Annotated in this window: 12 protein-coding genes; 6 read left to right on the top strand and 6 right to left on the bottom strand. The window is 31.7% G+C overall.

The window, feature by feature from the left end; translation table 11 throughout:
* Nucleotides 1-69 precede the first annotated feature (69 nt).
* The 4 genes from HM985_RS10975 (at nt 70) to HM985_RS10960 (ending at nt 9223) form a co-directional block, all read left to right on the top strand.
* Nucleotides 70-1224 carry a FecR family protein gene (locus tag HM985_RS10975; RefSeq protein WP_179376293.1) on the top strand — a complete coding sequence of 385 codons (1155 nt, stop codon included), beginning with the start codon at nt 70-72 and terminating at the stop codon, nt 1222-1224.
* 183 nt (nt 1225-1407) lie between these two features.
* A complete protein-coding gene (locus tag HM985_RS10970) occupies nt 1408-4860 on the top strand; it encodes a TonB-dependent receptor (protein ID WP_179376292.1) in 3453 nt (1150 codons plus the stop codon).
* A gap of 13 nt (nt 4861-4873) precedes the next feature.
* On the top strand, nt 4874-6220 hold the full coding sequence (locus HM985_RS10965) for a RagB/SusD family nutrient uptake outer membrane protein (protein ID WP_179376291.1): 1347 nt from the start codon (nt 4874-4876) through the stop codon (nt 6218-6220).
* A 186-nt stretch (nt 6221-6406) separates the two neighbouring features.
* Nucleotides 6407-9223, top strand: a complete 2817-nt coding sequence (locus HM985_RS10960) for a M16 family metallopeptidase (RefSeq protein ID WP_179376290.1) — start codon at nt 6407-6409, stop codon at nt 9221-9223.
* A gap of 92 nt (nt 9224-9315) precedes the next feature.
* Here HM985_RS10960 and HM985_RS10955 read toward each other — a convergent pair whose 3' ends face one another.
* Nucleotides 9316-10269, bottom strand: a complete 954-nt coding sequence (locus HM985_RS10955; RefSeq protein WP_179376289.1) for a T9SS type A sorting domain-containing protein — start codon at nt 10267-10269, stop codon at nt 9316-9318.
* Nucleotides 10270-10706: 437 nt separating this feature from the next.
* On the opposite strand from HM985_RS10955, the gene HM985_RS10950 reads away from it, so the two are divergent.
* Nucleotides 10707-11912 (top strand): NAD(P)-dependent oxidoreductase, encoded by a 1206-nt coding sequence (locus tag HM985_RS10950; protein WP_179376288.1) that lies wholly within the window; start codon nt 10707-10709, stop codon nt 11910-11912.
* Between the two features lie 76 nt (nt 11913-11988).
* Here HM985_RS10950 and HM985_RS10945 read toward each other — a convergent pair whose 3' ends face one another.
* The 5 genes from HM985_RS10945 to HM985_RS10925 form a co-directional block, all read right to left on the bottom strand.
* Nucleotides 11989-12651, bottom strand: a complete 663-nt coding sequence (locus HM985_RS10945) for a DUF1361 domain-containing protein (protein ID WP_179376287.1) — start codon at nt 12649-12651, stop codon at nt 11989-11991.
* The gene (locus HM985_RS10940; protein ID WP_179376286.1) at nt 12639-13046 is read right to left on the bottom strand and encodes a ribosomal maturation YjgA family protein; all 408 of its coding nucleotides are present in this window, start codon (nt 13044-13046) and stop codon (nt 12639-12641) included. The genes HM985_RS10945 and HM985_RS10940 overlap by 13 nt, the downstream gene beginning before the upstream one ends.
* A gap of 67 nt (nt 13047-13113) precedes the next feature.
* Nucleotides 13114-14505, bottom strand: coding sequence for a cell envelope integrity protein CreD (gene creD, locus HM985_RS10935; protein ID WP_179376285.1), 1392 nt, complete (start codon nt 14503-14505; stop codon nt 13114-13116).
* 83 nt (nt 14506-14588) lie between these two features.
* Nucleotides 14589-14882, bottom strand: a complete 294-nt coding sequence (locus HM985_RS10930) for a winged helix-turn-helix domain-containing protein (RefSeq protein ID WP_173586614.1) — start codon at nt 14880-14882, stop codon at nt 14589-14591.
* 54 nt (nt 14883-14936) lie between these two features.
* On the bottom strand, nt 14937-15545 hold the full coding sequence (locus HM985_RS10925) for a hypothetical protein (RefSeq protein WP_173586615.1): 609 nt from the start codon (nt 15543-15545) through the stop codon (nt 14937-14939).
* A 302-nt stretch (nt 15546-15847) separates the two neighbouring features.
* On the opposite strand from HM985_RS10925, the gene HM985_RS10920 reads away from it, so the two are divergent.
* On the top strand, nt 15848-18397 hold the full coding sequence (locus HM985_RS10920) for an adenosylcobalamin-dependent ribonucleoside-diphosphate reductase (RefSeq protein ID WP_179376284.1): 2550 nt from the start codon (nt 15848-15850) through the stop codon (nt 18395-18397).
* The last annotated feature ends 62 nt before the right edge of the window (nt 18398-18459 follow it).

The raw sequence follows: 18459 nt of genomic DNA, 5'->3' as shown, positions 1-18459 counted from the left end.
ATAAAAATATTAAGAATAAGTAAGGGTAGTGAGAATTTCCTTCGTTATAGTATAAAGAAGTTGGAATAGATGATTTCAAAAAAAATAAAAAAGATAATAGTAAAGTACCTTACAAATAAGGCAACTTTAACAGAATTAGATACACTAACATTATGGTTAGATAATCCTGAAAATGTGAAGTTGTTTAATGATTTTGTAAAAGTTAATTATGCTATTAACTATAATATGAAAGCGTATGATTCTAAAAAAACAGAAACGTTTGTTTTAGAGTTTATAAATAAGGATAAACGTATTAAGCGTTTGGTTAAAAGAAAAACACCTTTCTTAAAATATGCTGCATTAATACTTGTTTTCTTGTCTTTAGGTTATGGTTATCTAGAATTGTATTCAACCAAAAATGATAAACTTATTTTTCCAAATGAAGTTATAACGCTTAAGTTAGATAATGGAAAAACTAAGACTATTGATGAAAACGATTCTAATGATATTGTAGATGAAGAAGGTAATGTTATTGGAATACAATCTGGAAAAAAAATAGAGTACTTTACTAAAGAAAAAAAATCAGTATTAGTTTACAATACGCTAACGGTTCCTTATGGTAAAAAGTTCGAAGTTAAATTAGCAGATGGTACAATTGTAAACGTAAACGCAGGATCCTCATTGAGATACCCAGTTAATTTTGTTGAAGGAAAAAACCGAAATGTATTTTTAGAAGGAGAAGCATTTTTTAAGGTTGCAAAAGATGCTAAGCACCCATTTGTAGTTAATGCAAATGAAATAGATGTGCGTGTATTAGGTACAGAGTTTAATATTTCGTCGTATCCAGAAGATGAAAATATAAACACTGTTTTAGTAGAAGGTTCTGTAAATGTTTATAAAGCTAATGCGGTTTACAATGAAGAAAATACAACATTATTAAAGCCGGGGTATAAAGCGGCTTGGAGTAAAGTGGATAGTAAAATACAAGTTTCTGAAACGGATGTAGAGACACATTTAGCTTGGCTAAATGGTAGGCTTATTCTTAAGGAAGTAGAGTTTAAAGCTATTTTAAAAAAACTAGAAAGACAATATAATGTCAAATTTATAAATCATAATAAATCATTAGAAAATAGATTTTTTACGGCAAAATTTGATAACGAGGATATCGAACAAGTTATGGAGAGCCTAAGCTACTCCGGAAATTTTACTTATAAATTCAATAAAGATACAATCATCATTAATTAAAAAAATAAAGCCTATGTAGTCAACATAAAATGTAAATATTACTATTTAAGTAAATCTACTTTTAATTTTATTATAGTAGCTTATTCTTTAGGCGATAATGAAAAAATCGGAAAATGTTGGAGCATTTCCCGATCTTAAAAAAAGTGATTTACATGTCTAACACATTAAAATCAAACCAAAAGTATGCAAAAAATTATCATTGAGATAGGTAAAATGCGATATCTCCCTAAACTAAGTTTAAAAATGAAGCTTACCTCCATTCTGCTTTTTTTAACTTTATTGCAAATCCATGCAACATCAAACTCCCAAAATGTTAAAATTTCTTTGGATTGTAATGCGATGAAATTGGAATCTATTTTAAGTCAAATAGAGAAAAAGACTGATTTTAAATTTTTGTATGAAAAAACTATTTTAGATAAGGATAAACTCCTAAATATTTCTGCAAAAAATGAGAAGCTATCTAGCGTTTTAAGAAAGATATTTAATACAACAGGCATAGACTACCGGGTTGTTAAAAACCAGATTGTTTTACGTAGAAGTCAAAAAAGTCAAAAGCCATTAAACAATACTGTATTTCAGAACCAGGTTACTGGAGTAATCACGGATGAAAATGGTATGCCTTTACCCGGAGCAACAGTACTAGAAAAAGGTACAAAAAATGGAGTAATTACTGATTTTGATGGAAAATACACTTTAAAAGTTTCTAAAACCCCTATAATACTGGTTATATCTTTCATAGGCTACGAAACAAAGGAGGTTGAAGCTAAAAAAGGAGATAATGTAAATATCATATTAAAAGAATCAATAACTGGGCTTGAAGAAGCAGTTATAATTGGTTACGGAAAAGTGAAAAGACAAAATTTAACGGGTTCAGTTGGTACTGTTGATATGAAAAATATTACGAGTCAAGCACCTACAGTAAATCTAGATAATGCTCTGCAAGGACAGATTGCAGGTGTTAATGTCACAAGCTCTTCAGGACAGCCAGGTTCAGCCGCTAAGATAAGAATTAGAGGAACGACGTCTTTACTGGGGTCAAACCAACCCTTATATGTTATTGATGGTATTCCTGTGGCTCCCAATAGTAATATTCCTACAGGAGGCTCTGAAGGTAATAATTTGGGCTCTGAATTAAATCAAGAAGGTATTAGCACACCTATCGGTAATATTAATACTTCAGATATTGAATCTATAAGTGTATTAAAAGACGCATCTGCAGCTGCTATTTACGGATCTAGAGCCGCTAATGGTGTTATTATTATAAACACAAAGCAAGGCGCGTTTTCAAGTAAAACAAAATTTCAATTTAATGTATCAACAAGTACGCAAAGTGCACAAACGTTAGACGTTTTAAACGCGAGTCAGTTTAGAAATGTTTTAACAACTGCTGTAGGGAATGGTACAAGAGATGATGCCTTTACTAGGTCTGTATTAGATGGTTCTTATTTTGGTGATGTAGATACAAATTGGGAAGATGAGTTAAGTCCTGGCGCTCCAATATCTAGCAACTATAATTTAAATGTAAATGGTGGTTCAGAAAAGTCGAGATACTCTGTGTCTTTAGGGGTAAATACTCAAGACGGTGTTTATGAAAATACAGGATTTGATAGATATAATTTCAACATTAATCTCGATACTAAAATTAGCGATAATTGGACCTTTGGTTCTAAGATAAATATTTCTTCTTCTGATCAAGACGCTGCAGATGGTGGGCTTACACAGCTTATTTATGATTTTAGGCCAGATGTTCCCGTTTTTAATACCGATGGAAACTATTCCTTCTCACCGCAGTATTCACAAGAAAATCCAGTAGCCCGTTCTAAGGCACTTAATAATAATAAAACATTCTTGTTATTAGGGTCTATATATACAGAAGTAAAACTAGCAGAGGGCTTAAATTTTAAAACTTTATTTTCTCTAAACTATAATGATGGGAATCAAAAAAGTTTTTATCCCGAATTTACGTTTGTTGGTGGTTGGGACCGTAATATAGGTAATGGAGATGGTTATGCTCAAGAAAGTAGAAGTCGTAGCTCTAGTTCTTTATTTCAAAATACGCTAACGTATGATAAATTAATTGGAAAACATAATGTTAATGCAGTAGTTGGGGCTTCTTTTGAAAAAAATAAAAGTTCGAATGTAAAAGTTTGGGGTGAAGGTTTTTCTAATGCAGTATTAACAAATATATCGAGTGCCTCTGTTTTTTCGGACGGATCATCTTATGAAACATATTCAGGCTTAGCTTCTTATTTTGGACGTGTTAATTATGATTATGATGATAAATATTTACTGACGTTATCTGCAAGAGTAGATGGTTCTTCAAAGTTTGCAAAAGATAATCAATATGCTTTTTTTCCTGCGGCAGCTGCAGCTTGGAGACTTTCGAATGAAGATTTTTTGATGGATGTTGATTTTATTGAAGAATTAAAATTAAGAGCAAGTATAGGAACTACTGGACAACAAGATTTCGGAGATTATGCATGGCAAACGCTTTTTGAAGGAGAAGATTATGGCCCAGACCCTTCAGTTATAATAACACAATTAGGGAATGATAATTTAAAATGGGAAAGAACTGAGCAAATAGATTTTGGCATCGATTTTACACTTTTTAGAGGAAGATTGAGTGGTGGTTTAGGTTATTATTCAAAAGAAACAAAAGATGCTCTATTTACTTCAATTACACCAGGAAATACTGGATATAACAGGATTATTGCTAATATTGGTAATACCAAAAATTCAGGTGTTGAGCTAGAATTAAAAGGAGACGTTATTGTGTCCAAAAATTTTAATTGGAATGTATCATTCAACATCAGTAAAAACGAGAATAAGTTAACTAAAATCTCTGATGATTTTAGAGATGAAGATGGTTTTTTAACAGGTTTTCCAGGAGGAGGACGCTTGAAAGAAGGTAGTCCCATTGGATTAATTTATGGTTATGTGTCAGAAGGAATTTTTCAAGATCAAGGTTCTATAGATGACTTAAATGCAGGTTCGTCTACTGGATTTTATCAAGATATTGAAACAGCTCCAGGTGATTTAAAATTTAAAGATTTAACAGGGCCAGATGGTGTGCCAGATGGTGTAATTACAAACTTAGATCAAACAGTTATAGGAGACACGCAACCAGATTTCTTTGGGGGCTTTAATAACACTTTTCAGTATAAAGGATTTGCATTGTCTACTTTCTTCACATTTTCCATAGGTAATGATATTGAAGCGTTTGGTCTAGCTAGAGGCAACAACTTTGGAAGTACATTTATCGGTGAAAATAAGGAAACTAGTGTTTTAAACGCATGGACGCCAGATAATAGAGATACTAATATACCTAGATCGGTTTATTATGATCCTAATAATAATGATAGAACATCTTCTCATTATGTTTATGATGCCTCATATATTAGGTTAAAAACCTTGAGCTTTAGTTATACGTTTTCAAAAAAAGAAATAGAACAATTGAAATTTTTAGATTCGATGTCTATATTCTTCTCTGCTCAAAACTTATTTACATTAACAGACTATCCAGGTGCAGACCCAGAAGCTTCTAATTTATTTAATAATGATATTAGTTCAGGTAGAGATAATAATCGTTTTCCTATCGCAAAAGTATTCACAATGGGTTTAAATATTGCATTTTAAAAACAATAACATTATGAAAAAAAGAATTTTTTATATCCTATTTATAGGTCTCTTTACATCTTGTGAATTAGTAGATGTTTTAGAAAATGACCCCCCAAATAATTTAGTGGAAGAAAATGTGGTAGAAAGCGAAACAGATGCAAGAGCGTTATTAAATGGTGTTTATACAACAATAACTTCTAATGCTAACGACAAGTATTATATGTTTTCAGAATTAATTCCAAGTGCTATGATAGGCTCTATGAGTGGTTCTGGATTAGGAACAAATCATATCCAATTTTCTAGTAATTCCTTAGTTTTTGATAACATCTATGTGAGAGATTATTGGTTAATGTTTTATAAAACAATGGATATTGCAAATAATACGATAGAACAAACCAACCAACTTTCTGGGGATTTAATTTCAGAATCTTCTAGAAAAGAAATTGTTGGAGAAGCACGTTTTTTAAGAGCAATGAGCACGTTTGATGCCCTTAGATATTATGGTCAGTTTTTTGATGAAAGCAGTAATTTAGGTATTGTTTTGCGTACTGAGCCTAGTAATTTTGTTACTAGAGATAAGGCAAGAAATACGGTTGCAGAATGTTATGAGCAAATACTATTAGATTTAGATGCCGCCATTTTAGATGCCCCAGATTATTCAGTAACCTATCGTGCCTCAAAAACAGCTGCAAAAGCTTTAAAAGCAAAAGTGCTGTTATATCAAGGTAAATATGCAGAAGCCGCAGCTTTAGCAGACCAAGTGATTAACGATGGTACAACAAGCTTAGAGCCCGATTTTGAATCTGTTTTTAGTCAAGGTTTAAATTCTTCAGAAATGATTTTAATGACGTACCGAGATGCAAATTCAGATACAGAAGATAACAATCGTAAACGCTTTTATTCTGGTATTCCTCCAACTGATAATTGGTTCACTACTATTATGGATACGGATCCTAGAAAGGATTTTACTTATAACGATTCTGATATTTTGAAAACAAATAATGAAGCGGTGTTTAGACCTACTTATTTTTTGCGTCTTGCAGAGATGTATTTAATAAAAGCAGAAGGCTTAGCTTTTAGTGGTGCATCTTTAGCTGATGCTAGTGCACCTTTAAATGTTATTAGAAATCGCGCAGGTATTGGTAATGCTTCAGCTGCAAATATCGAGGAACTTAAAGACGACATTTTTAATGAAATAGCAAGAGAGCTTGCGTTTGAGAACGGAAGTGAATGGTTTGCAGCGATTCGTTTTAATAAAGCGATGACGCTTAAACCTTCTATAATAAACTCTAACCAGTATATTCTGCCTATTCCTGAAGAGGAGATAAATGGTAATGGCTCCATTACATTTGCAGATCAAAACCCTGGTTACGAATAACTAAAATTGATTAGTCTCAATAGATTACCCCTAGCAGAGTTTTAATTTTCTTTTCGAAGAATTTAAGGCTCTGTTTTTACAAATGATTTATGTTTTTACTACGATGGATACTTACTAATTAAGCTATCCATTAGAATAATATTGAAAAATTTTAAGGCTTACAAATAATTTTAATAACAACAATTCATGAAAAATAGAACAGTAATTTTAATAACACTTTTGCTCTTTTTAAGTTTTAGTCTGTCGGCTCAAATGAAGGATTTAAAGCGTAAAATACCTACGGACCCAACAGTAAAAATAGGTAAACTGGCAAATGGGTTAACTTATTATATAAAGCAAAACTCAAAACCTAAAAATAAAGCAGAATTAAGACTTGTTATCAATGCAGGTTCTATTTTAGAGGAAGATGACCAACAAGGTTTAGCGCATTTTGTAGAGCACATGGCTTTTAATGGAACTAAAAGTTTCGAGAAAAATGAACTTATTAATTATTTACAAGGCCTTGGTGTTGAATTTGGGGCTGACTTAAATGCGCACACTGGTTTTGATGAAACGGTTTATAAATTATCTGTGCCAACCGATGAAGAAACGTTTAATACGAGTTTACAGGTTTTAAGAGATTGGGCAGATGGTATTACCTTTGAAGATGAAGAGATTGATAATGAAAGAGGAATTGTGGCAGAAGAGCTTAGAGCCAGAAGTGGTGCACCAATGCGTATGTATTATCAGTCTATCCCCAAAATAACCAATAATTCGAGATATGCTCAGCGATTACCAATCGGTACAACAGATGTTATTTTAAATTCTGAATATGATGCCATGAAGCGTTTCTACAAAGATTGGTATCGTCCAGATTTAATGGCTTTGGTATTAGTGGGAGATTTCGATGTGCTTAAAACAGAGAAAAAAGTAAAAGAATTATTCGGAGGTATTCAACTTACTGATACCCCAAAAGAAAGAGTTTATTATGAGATCCCTGATAACAAAGAACCTGTTATTACTGTAATTACAGATAAAGAAGCTTCGGGTGTGAGTATTTCTTTATATAGCAAAAAAGATGAAACAGAAGTAGTAACACTTAATGACTATCGTAATGAGGTCTTAAAATATTTGTATTCCGCAATGTTACGTCAAAGATTAAATGAAATTGGACTACAACCTGATGCACCTTTCTTAAGTGCAATAGCTGGTATTGGTAATTTTTTAGGGAATAAAGATGCTTTTTTATTAAAAGCGAGTCTTAAAGAAAATAATATACCAGAAGGTATCGAAGCATTATTAGTAGAGAGTGAACGCGTTAAAAGGTTTGGATTCACTAATACAGAGCTTAATCGTTTTAAAGAACAGTTGTTAAACGGTGCAGATATGCGTAGAAAAGAGACTGGTAAAATTTCAACAAAATATTATATAGAACAGTATATAGATAATTTTACAGATAATAAAGCCATTCCCAGTGATGAATTTATTTATCAGTTTTATAAAGAAATTTTTCCAACGGTTACAGTTGAAGAGATCAATAATTTAAGTAAAGAATGGATAAAAGAGGATAATGTGGCAGTCGTATTAAATGCTATTGACAAAGAAAATTTGAAATTACCTACCGAAGAAGACATTGAAGATATACTTAAAAAGGTTAGTCTACAACCTCTTGAAGCTTATGAAGACGAGCTTAGTGATATTAAATTAATGACCAATGAGCCAAAGCCTGGAAAAGTTATTAGCGAAACCTATAACGAAGATGTTGATGTTACGACGTGGAAACTAGCAAATGGAATCACTATAATTGCTAAGCCTACTAAATTTCAGAACGACTTAATTTCCATGAGTGGATTTAGACCAGGAGGAAGTTCTTTGGCCCCAGATTCTCTATATGTTTCAGCTAGAAATGCAGGAAATATTATAGGCTCTAGTGGTGTTAATGGAATATCTGAAACAGACCTCAACAAATTGAATATGGGGAAAACAGTAAAAGTTACTCCAAACATTACGTTCTACGATGATTTATTCTCTGGTTCAAGTTCGTCAAAAGACTTAGAGACCATGTTGCAAATGGTCAATTTGTATATCACAAACCCGAACAAGGACGAAGGTGTTTTTAATTCGAAAAAAGCAAACTTAAAATCCATTTATAAAGATCAAGATAAAAGTCCAGGGAATTTCTTTGATAATCAGATAAGTGAAATTATAACCAAAGGCCATCTTAGAGGAATGCCTTTAACAGTACAACAGATTGAGGATGGATTAAATATCGACGAGGCATTTGAGTTTTATAAAGAGCGTTTGGCATCAGCTAATGGGTTTACCTTTGTTTTTGTTGGAAGTTTTGATCTTAAAAATTTAAAAGAGTTTACAACAAAATACTTAGGAAGTCTGCCATCGGATCTAGAAAAAGAGAGCACATGGAAAGATATTGGAATGCGCTATACTAATACAGTTGTTAAAAAGACGTTTTTAAAAGGAGTTGAAGATAAAAGTATTGTAGACATGCGATTTACTAATAATTTTGACTTTTCTCTTAAAGAAAAGACGAAACTAAGTTTACTTGGTAAATTGCTTAAAATTAAACTTACTGAAGAAATGCGAGAAAAAATGTCTGGTGTTTATGGCGTACAAGTTGCTGGTTATGCATCCGACATACCTTACGGTTGGTATAGAATGAATATACGTTTTACTTGCGACCCAAATAATGTAGAGAAATTAGTGAGTAAAGTTTTGGAAGAAATTGAAAAAATCCAAAAAGATGGAGCTACAGAAGCGGATCTGCATAAAATAAAAGAGGCTGAATTAGCTAATTATAAAGAGTTCTTAGAAATCAATGCCTACTGGATAAATAAATTAAGAGAAGCAGTTAAATATGATTTAAAATTAGAATCTATTTTAGACTCTGAAGCAGAAATAAATAATATTGACTCTAATATGTTTAAAGATGCAGCTAATACTTATTTTAATATGAGTAATTATGCTGAGTTTATTTTAAAGCCAGAAGCTTCACAACAAGAATAAAATCATTCAAAAACATATTTTATTAAAAACCCAGTGAATCTAATGATCCACTGGGTTTTCTTTATAAACTCTTCTATAGATATATTTTTGTGTTAATCCTTTGTAACTCTTAACGTCTGTGTGTTATTTCCTGAAGAAACTTTTACTAAATAAAGCCCTTTAGATAACTCAGATAAGTTAACAGATGAATCTGTAATAGCATCTTTATCAAAATGAGCTACTGTTTGCCCTAATAAGTTAAATACAGTAACGTTGTCAATAGCTTCAGAAGATTTAATGTTTAAAATTCCAGAAGTTGGATTTGGATAAATGCTAGTCGCTTCAAATACATTATCCTCAATAGATAATGTGCTGTCCGTAGTGAAACTCCAAACAGTACCAGTAGTTGATCCCATGCAATTGGTGGCATCTACACTCCAATAATATGTTGTATCTGGTTCTAAATTTGAAAAAGAATCACCATTTTCAAAATCAGGGTAAGCTTGTGTTGGAGGATTTACAGTGTCTAAGTAAAATACACTTGTACCTTCAGTCGTAGAAGCTGTCCAATTAAAAGCTACAGAAGCATCAGTTGTTTGAAGTTCTACGTTAGATGCTAAATCAGTAGGACTAGGTGCTGTTGCCAGCTCTGGGGCAGTATCATTAGGGCAACAAGTTACGCATTGAATAGTGGTAAATGTAGATGTATCATCATTACCACAATCAGCATCAATATGCCAATAAATAGTAATTTCTGTCACTCCAGCCGGTGCCGTAAAAACTAAAGGATTCATACCATGAGCAATTACAGTATCATCATTTTCTGTAACAGTTATATGTATAGGGTTATCTCCAGAAATAGAATATTCATAGCCTGGTGTAAGATTTCCAATTAAAGAATACTCAGAATTTGGCCAAGTATCAATTACAATAGTTTCAGCATAACCTGTGTTTTCCATAGCAACAGTTCCGCCTGGCCAATGTCCACCAGAACCATCAAAACATTGTGCATTTGTAGTCAACGTTATTGTAATACATAAGATCAGTAATAAAGTAATTTTTTTCATTTTTTTTGTTTTAGTTAATGAACTCAAAACTACAATTGAGAACAAGCAAAGGGATTACTTTACTATTATATAAATGTTACTTTAACCTTTGTTATTACAGTGTTTTATCTAAATGTTAAGTGTAATTAATTTTGAAATAATGAGGTGTTTTAGTTCTTTTTTTTATTTCGAAATAAATCAACCTATTTCAAGAAATTTTATGTTGTATTCATTTGAATGATAAATGAATAAGAAGATACTTTGTTTATTTAATTGTGTATTGTTATTACTCTTTTTCTATCTCAAAAAAAGTTTTAGAAGTTGCTTTAAAATTGAAATACATTGAGGTAATTAGTATACGATGTTAAATAAGATTAATTTGCTCATAAATATTAATCACATTATTTTCGTGAAAACAATATATTCTATTTAATAAGAATATAAAACTCCATCTTTATATGACATTTGCTATTATAAAAGAACGTAAAAATCCACCAGATAGACGTGTGGTTTTTTCTCCAAAGCATTTAGCTGAAGCTAGAACACATTTTCCTGAAGCTACATTTATTGTTGAGTCTTCTGATATTCGCATATTTCCAGATGAAGCATATAAAGCTTTTGGTTTTGAAGTTTTAGACGATGTATCGTACGCAGATGTAATGATTGGAGTAAAAGAAGTACCGATTGAAAATCTAATTCCGAATAAAAAATATTTCTTTTTCTCACATACAATTAAAAAACAGCCTTACAACAGGGAATTGTTGAAGACTATGTTAGATAAAAATATAGAAATGTACGATCATGAAACTATTGTAAGAAAAACAGGAGCTCGTCTTATTGGTTTCGGTCGTTACGCAGGTTTAGTTGGTGCTTATAATGGTTTTAGAGCATTAGGTTTAAGAGATGGTCTGTTTACATTGCCAAAAGTAGAAACACTTGCAGATTTAGATGCCGTAAAAGCGGAATTAGATAAAATAACAATCCCTAATATTAAGATTTTATTATCAGGTACAGGTAAAGTTGCTAATGGAGCTAAAGAAATTTTAGACCATTTAGAGATTAAACATATTAGTGACGCTTTGTATTTAACATCGCAATTTACAGAGCCTGTTTATGGAACGGCTGATGTTATGGAGTACTCTAAACGCATTGATGGTAAAGTAGGAGATCGTTATAAGTTTTATAAAGATCCCTCGGGTTACGAAAGTAACTTTATGCCTTATGCAAAAGAAACAGATTATTTTATTGCAGGTCATTTTTATGGTAATAATGCACCATATTTTTTTACAAGAGAAGAAGCTAAAGATACTGATTTTAGAATTAATTTATTAGCTGATGTATCTTGTGATATCGATGGTCCTGTTGCAAGCACCTTAAGACCTTCAACAATTGAAGATCCTTTTTATGGTTACGATATTAAAACGGAAAAAGAAGTTGCTTATGATGCCGAAGGTGCTATAACCGTTATGGCTGTAGATAATTTACCATGTGAATTGCCAAAAGATGCGAGTGAAGGTTTTGGTGAAGCATTTTTAGAACATGTAATTCCAGCATTTTTTAATAACGATGAAAGAGAGATATTGAAACGCGCAAAAATGACCGAGAATGGTAAACTCACTAGGCGTTTTAATTATTTACAGGATTTTGTAAATGGAAAAGAGTAATATTTTATTAACAATCTAAAAAAAAAAAGACACCTACTATAACGTCATTCAAAAATTATAAACTTCATTAAAAAGGCTAATTTTTAAAAGACGTTATGTTTTTAAACATCCATAACCCAACCACTAAGAACATTCCAAAACCTAAAGTGAACAACCATGCATTTATGTTTTGAAAAGGTGTTATAATTATATTCAGAATATCCATAAATAAATAATGAGGTTGACTTATAATTTCCCAAGAATTATAACGTAAAAACCGACCTAGATAGACTCCAAATCCACATAGAAAGAGAATAGTTATAGTTATTGTTTTTATAGGAATTTTTTTAAACGTTGAATTCATTAATTTCTGCATATCTATAATAGAAAGATAAAAAAGAAATAAGCCACTCAAAGCAAAAGATAAAACGACTAAGACATCTAGCCATAAAAGAGATTTACTACCAATTCTAATATGAATAAGGTCTGTTATAATATATGGAGCATTAGGTAAAAATAATAACCAAATTACAAACCCAAAGACTAATTTTAATTTACTTAAATGAGTTTTAGTGCCGAGGTACATCGTAATTGTGTACGGTATAATGGCTAAAAATACATTCCAAATTAAAAATAGAAAGAAAAAAGATTTGTTAAGTTTCATACGTATCATTAATAAAATAATACTAAAACTCAGTGCAACAAGAATTAAGGCTAAGGTTTTAAACCGGGTTTGAATTAATGTTTTTAAGGCTTCCATAGTTTTGCGTTTTCTTTAGTTTCTAATTTTAAAACTTTGGTTTCTAGTATTAAAATGGTAATAACACCTAGTGTATAGGCTATTAAATCATTAAATTCAAAAGTGCTACCAAAAATTAATTTTGCAGTAAAACTGCGTTCTAAATTAAAGTAAGTTAGAAATGGTGTGAGTTGAAGACACTCTACAGTATAAGCAAAAATGAGTACTGCTAAGCTTGATGTCCAAACCCCTAAATTAGTACATCCTCTTAAAATAGCGTACAGTAAAATAACCACCAGATAATCGCCAAAGGTGTGACGTATAAAACCAGAATGAAGCGTAAATGCTATGGTTAATTCTATTAAAAATAAAGTAAGTGCTGTGATGAGGTATTTTTTATTGAATTGAAATTTCATATTTATATTTTTTAACTACATCTCGCTTTACTTTGTATGATAGAAGTAGAACGAGATGTTTTATTTATTATCCGTTATTCCAGTCAATTTTACGAGACACAAACATCACTATTGCTAAAATTAAGAATAGACCAACACTACCCACTAATAAAGCATAGTTTTCTAGTTGAATAATGACGTAGATAAAGGCGTATAAAGCTGTAAGTGATAAACCAATTAATGCCGAGAATTTAAAATTCTTGAGAATAGATTTAGAGTATAAGGTTATCAATAGTATTACGGAAACACCTGCAATTAAATAAGCTTTTAAAAAGTTACTATGTTCCGATATAGAAACTAATAAGGTGTAAAACATAATTAACGCCAAGCCTATCATGAGATATTGAAATGCATGAATATGAATTTTACTCATGGTTTGGATTAAGAAAAAGATTAAAAATGTAAGTCCAATGACTAAAAATCCATATTTGGCAGAACGTTCACTTTTTTGATATTCATCTACTAAGACCACAAATTTAGTTCCGAAGGCAAATTGGCTCAAACTCGGTACTTGATTTAAGTATTGTTGCGAAAATGCTCTATTGATCGCTAACACTTTCCAATCCACTTTAAAACCATCTTTGGTAATACTTCTTGTTTCGTCATCTGGTGAATAATTTCCAATAAATCCTGGATCGGCCCAATTAGAAGTCATTTCCATGGTAGTTGTCTTACCAACAGGAATCACTTGTATTTGCTCACTTCCGGCATAGGTTACATTCATATTAAAATTAAAATCACCTTTCAGTAAGTCTTCATTTAAAAATGCTGTTTCTAATTCATCTAAATTGTTTAAAGATGAGTTTTCGTTATAGCTGGTTTCAAAAGCATAAGATTTATCGTTAATAACTATAGCCATTTCGTTTTTAATACCTTTTAGATTACTTGTTTTAAATAGAATACTAGATTTTTCCCAAATAATATCTTCATTTTTAATTCCTTTTCCTTCAAGATTTATGGGGTGGTAACGTCCTGTTAAAGCCATGTCAGACGTAAAAACGGCAGACTCAAAATTACCTAAATACATGGTTTTAGATTTTACAGCGGCATCTACATGTAGTTTTTCTGGAAAAATATAAGCGTAATTAATTAGTGTTTTAGTTTCCTTTAAATAGGTTTTTGTCTTCTCATTAAAAGTAGAAGTTTCTGAATACGATTTGTAAGGTATTTTTATAATTGGACCATAAATTAAGACTTCATTTCCCCATTTCTGATTAATCTCATTAACCACATCTTTTTGTCGGTAAGAGCGTTCACTTATTAAAATATTCACATAACTTAAAGGAATAAGTAATACTAAAATTAAGGCTCCAACCATCATCATTCGGGCAGTAATAGACGTTTTTAGCCATTGCGAGAATTTGTTGGGTTGCTGAATTTGTTTTTGAGGTTCTGGTTTTTGGTTTTCGGTGCTGTTCATTATATATGGTTTTAGTTGTTGTAAAGTACTTTGTTTTTCAAAGTAAATATGTAAAAAAAAGATTTTATAAAAGTGAAAGGGTGCTAAGTTTTTCTGATTAATTTTTCAAGAGCTTCAATATGTTTTTTAAACTCTGCTTTTCCTAATGTTGTGGCGCTGTATCTAGTGTTAGGTTTTCGGCCTATAAATTGTTTTTCAACTAAAACATATTCTGCTTTTTCTAGAGCTTTGGTATGGCTGGCTAAATTACCATCGGTTGCACCCAGCAATTCTTTAAGCATATTAAAATCGGCATACTCGTTTACCATTAAAACAGACATGATTCCAAGTCTTATTCTATGATCAAAAAGTTTATTTATGTTGGTTATAATGCTCAAAATTCAGTATTCAATAGTTGTATTGCGTTCTCTTTATGCTTTTATGTTGAAGGATTATTTTCTGTCATATTTAAAATGCATCCAGGTCCCATAAATAATATGCATAACCCCAAAACCTATAACCCAAAGCCAAAATCCATAGCCAGGATATAACGTTGCAATAAGTCCTAAAGTGATCTGAATAAATCCTAAATATTTAATGTCACCAATACTAAATTTAGCAGCATTGACTAAAGCTAAACCATAGAAAATAAGCATAAGCCCACCAGTTTGTCCGTATCTGCCTTGAGATAAAATAATTAAGATGTATAAACCGCCAGCAATTAAAGGAATTAAGAAATTAAAGATTAGGCGCCTAGAGGATTTATCCCATATTTTCTCACCCGTTTTCTTTGCTTTTCTAGTGGTTAGTAAAATCCCCGTTGCTATACTAAACACTGCGACTAAAATTAAAACTAACATTACCGATCTAAAAATCCAACCGTCTAGCATTAATGTACCATAACTATAAGTGTCTACTAAATAATAAGTAATGGCAGCACCAATTAAGGCATAGATTCCGGCCATGATTCCAGATAAGCCACTCAATGAAATAAATCGAGAAGATTTATTCATCAGGTTTTTAATCTCGCTAATATCTTTTAAGTAATCCTTATCACTCATAATTAAAGTACTTTGAATTGCAAAGTAAATTAAATTATTCTATTGAAGCAAATTTATTTTTAATATTTTATTATTAGCCTGTGTATTTGTAAAAGTATCAGTTTTAAAAACTAAATTATACAAGATTTTAGATTAATTAATGCCTTTTAAAATTTCGCTTTTAGTCATCATGATTCTACAACTTTTTAAATTAATCAACAATCTTTCTCACTTATTAACAAGTATGATTTTTGTCATGTTTTGAGGTTTTATGTTCGCTAGCTTTGTAGTTATTCTAAAAATATTTCAAAATATATTCCGTTATGAATGAAACTGTTTCGTCCACAAAATCAAAGACTTATCAAAATGTTTTAAAAGCTTCTCTATCTTATTTTAATAACGATGAACTTGCTGCAACCACTTGGATTAACAAGTATTGCCTAAAAGATAGGCAGGGCAATTATTTGGAAAAATCACCAGATGATATGCATAAGAGAATGGCAAAAGAATTTGGTAGAATTGAAAATAAATATGCAAAAACAGAAACAATTTTAGAAAGTTTATCAGCGTACGGAAAAAATAGAGACCCATTAGACGAAACTAAAATTTACCAACTTTTTAAAGATTTTAAATACGTTATTCCACAAGGAAGTGTGATGTTTGGTTTAGGAAATAAGCAAGTCATCGCCTCTTTATCTAATTGTATTGTGGTGCCATCGGTTTTAGATTCTTATGGTGGCGTTTGCCATACCGATGAGCAATTGGCACAATTATTTAAAAGACGTTGTGGTGTTGGTGTAGATTTATCAGAATTACGACCTAAAGATGCTTTGGTATCTAATGCCGCTGGTTCTACAACAGGAGCCGTTTCTTTTATGAATCGTTTTTCTAATACAACAAGAGAGGTTGCACAAAATGGAAGACGTGGTGCTTTAATGTTAACTATGGACGTAAAACATCCCGATATAGAAGATTTTATTACCGTAAAACAAGATCTAACCAAAATAACAGGGGCTAATATCTCTATTCGTTTGTCAGACGAGTTTATGGAAGCTGTTGTTAACGATACTAAATTTACGTTGCAATGGCCAATAGATAGTAAAGATCCAAAATATACTAAAGAGATTGAGGCTAAAGATTTATGGAATAAGATTATTACTTGTGCACATAATACAGCAGAGCCAGGATTGATTTTTTGGGACAGACAGCATAAATATTCCACCTCTTCGGTATATCCAGAATTTAAAAATAGCTCTACCAATCCGTGTTCAGAAATTGCCATGCAAGGTGGCGATAGTTGTAGATTAATCGCTATTAATTTATTCAGTTTTGTAGATGAGCCTTTTACAAAACAAGCTAAATTCAACTTTAAGAAATTTTATGAAGTGACTTACGAGTCGCAACGTCTTATGGATGATTTGGTAGATTTAGAACTAGAAGCTGTTGAGCGTATTTTGGCAAAAATCGAAGCCGATCCAGAGCCAGATGCTGTAAAACGAACTGAAAAAGAATTATGGAACCTTCTCTATGAAACAGGAAAAAAAGGAAGACGAACTGGTCTTGGTTTTACAGCTTTAGCCGATGCTGTTGCTGCTTTAGGTCTAAAAATAGATACGGATGATGCGCTAGTTGCTGTAGGTGAAATTATGAAAACTAAAATGACTGCAGAGTTTGATAGCAGTATTGATATGGCGATTACTAGAGGTCAATTTGATGTGTTTAATAGAAATATTGAAGATACTTCAGAATTTGTTCAAATGCTAGCTAGCGAGTTTCCTGAAATCTATAATAGAATGATGGAACACGGTCGAAGAAATATTTCCATAAGTACAGTGGCTCCAACAGGTTCTTTAAGTATGTTGGCACAAGTTTCTTCTGGGATTGAGCCCGTTTTCTTACTCTCTTATGTAAGACGACGAAAAGTAAATACGAATGATGAAAACTCAAAAGTAGATTTTGTTGATGATTTAGGCGATGCGTTTGAAGAATTTACCGTCTATCACAAAAAGTTTGAAACTTGGATGAATGTCACAGGGAAAACTGAAATAGCAGATAGTCCATATGCAGGTGCAACAGCCCCCGAGATAGATTGGAAAAAACGAGTAGAATTACAAGCTTTAGTTCAAAAATATACCACACATTCAATTAGTTCAACTATTAATTTAGCTTCTGATGTTACCGTAGATTTGGTAGGGGATATTTATGTAGATTCTTGGCAAAAAGGGTTAAAAGGAATTACGGTTTATAGAGATGGTTCTCGAAGTGGAATTTTAGTTGCTACAAAAGAAGAAAAGCCAGAAGAAAAAAATAATGCTTCCACTGAAACTTTAATAGCAAAACGACCCGATAAAATAGAAGCAGAGATTGTACGTTTTCATAATGATTCTGAAAAATGGTTAGCTGTTATCGGTTTGGTAGAAGGACGTCCTTATGAAATCTTTACAGGAGAGATGAAAGATGCCTTTAATTTACCTCAATGGGTAGAAAAAGGTTGGGTTATTAAGCAACGAAATGATGATGAATCTTCAAGATATGATTTTCAATATATAGATAATGAAGGTTATAAAATAACGATTCAAGGTTTATCACGATCATTTAACAAAGAATTTTGGAATTATGCTAAGCTAATTTCTGGGGTGTTACGTCATGGTATGCCAATTCCGTATGTTGTTGGCCTAATTCATGATCTAAATTTATACGACGATCATATCAATACATGGAAAAACGGTGTAGCTAGAGCCTTAAAACGGTTTGTACCAGAAGGAACAGAAGCTGTGGATAAAAAGTGTCCTAGCTGTAATGATCCTGAAGGTTTAATATATGAAGAAGGATGTTTAAAATGTAAAAGTTGTGGGTATTCTAAATGCGGATAATAAAGTATTGTAAAAAAGACCTCATTTGTTATAAACTGATGAGGTCTTTTTTTTCTAAAATA

Source organism: Winogradskyella wichelsiae (assembly GCF_013403925.1).
Lineage (GTDB): Bacteria > Bacteroidota > Bacteroidia > Flavobacteriales > Flavobacteriaceae > Winogradskyella > Winogradskyella wichelsiae.
Note: the sequence above shows the minus strand (reverse complement) of the source record. Positions and strands in the feature narration are given on the sequence as shown.

What these genes read in the sequence shown, in the direction of transcription:
- HM985_RS10975 (WP_179376293.1), top strand. Translation starts at nt 70, where the DNA reads ATGATTTCAAAAAAAATAAAAAAGATAATAGTAAAGTACCTTACAAAT.
- HM985_RS10920 (WP_179376284.1), top strand. Translation starts at nt 15,848, where the DNA reads ATGAATGAAACTGTTTCGTCCACAAAATCAAAGACTTATCAAAATGTT.
- HM985_RS10970 (WP_179376292.1), top strand. Translation starts at nt 1,408, where the DNA reads ATGCAAAAAATTATCATTGAGATAGGTAAAATGCGATATCTCCCTAAA.
- HM985_RS10940 (WP_179376286.1), bottom strand. Translation starts at nt 13,046, where the DNA reads ATGAAATTTCAATTCAATAAAAAATACCTCATCACAGCACTTACTTTA.
- creD (WP_179376285.1), bottom strand. Translation starts at nt 14,505, where the DNA reads ATGAACAGCACCGAAAACCAAAAACCAGAACCTCAAAAACAAATTCAG.
- HM985_RS10955 (WP_179376289.1), bottom strand. Translation starts at nt 10,269, where the DNA reads ATGAAAAAAATTACTTTATTACTGATCTTATGTATTACAATAACGTTG.
- HM985_RS10960 (WP_179376290.1), top strand. Translation starts at nt 6,407, where the DNA reads ATGAAAAATAGAACAGTAATTTTAATAACACTTTTGCTCTTTTTAAGT.
- HM985_RS10945 (WP_179376287.1), bottom strand. Translation starts at nt 12,651, where the DNA reads ATGGAAGCCTTAAAAACATTAATTCAAACCCGGTTTAAAACCTTAGCC.
- HM985_RS10950 (WP_179376288.1), top strand. Translation starts at nt 10,707, where the DNA reads ATGACATTTGCTATTATAAAAGAACGTAAAAATCCACCAGATAGACGT.
- HM985_RS10925 (WP_173586615.1), bottom strand. Translation starts at nt 15,545, where the DNA reads ATGAGTGATAAGGATTACTTAAAAGATATTAGCGAGATTAAAAACCTG.
- HM985_RS10965 (WP_179376291.1), top strand. Translation starts at nt 4,874, where the DNA reads ATGAAAAAAAGAATTTTTTATATCCTATTTATAGGTCTCTTTACATCT.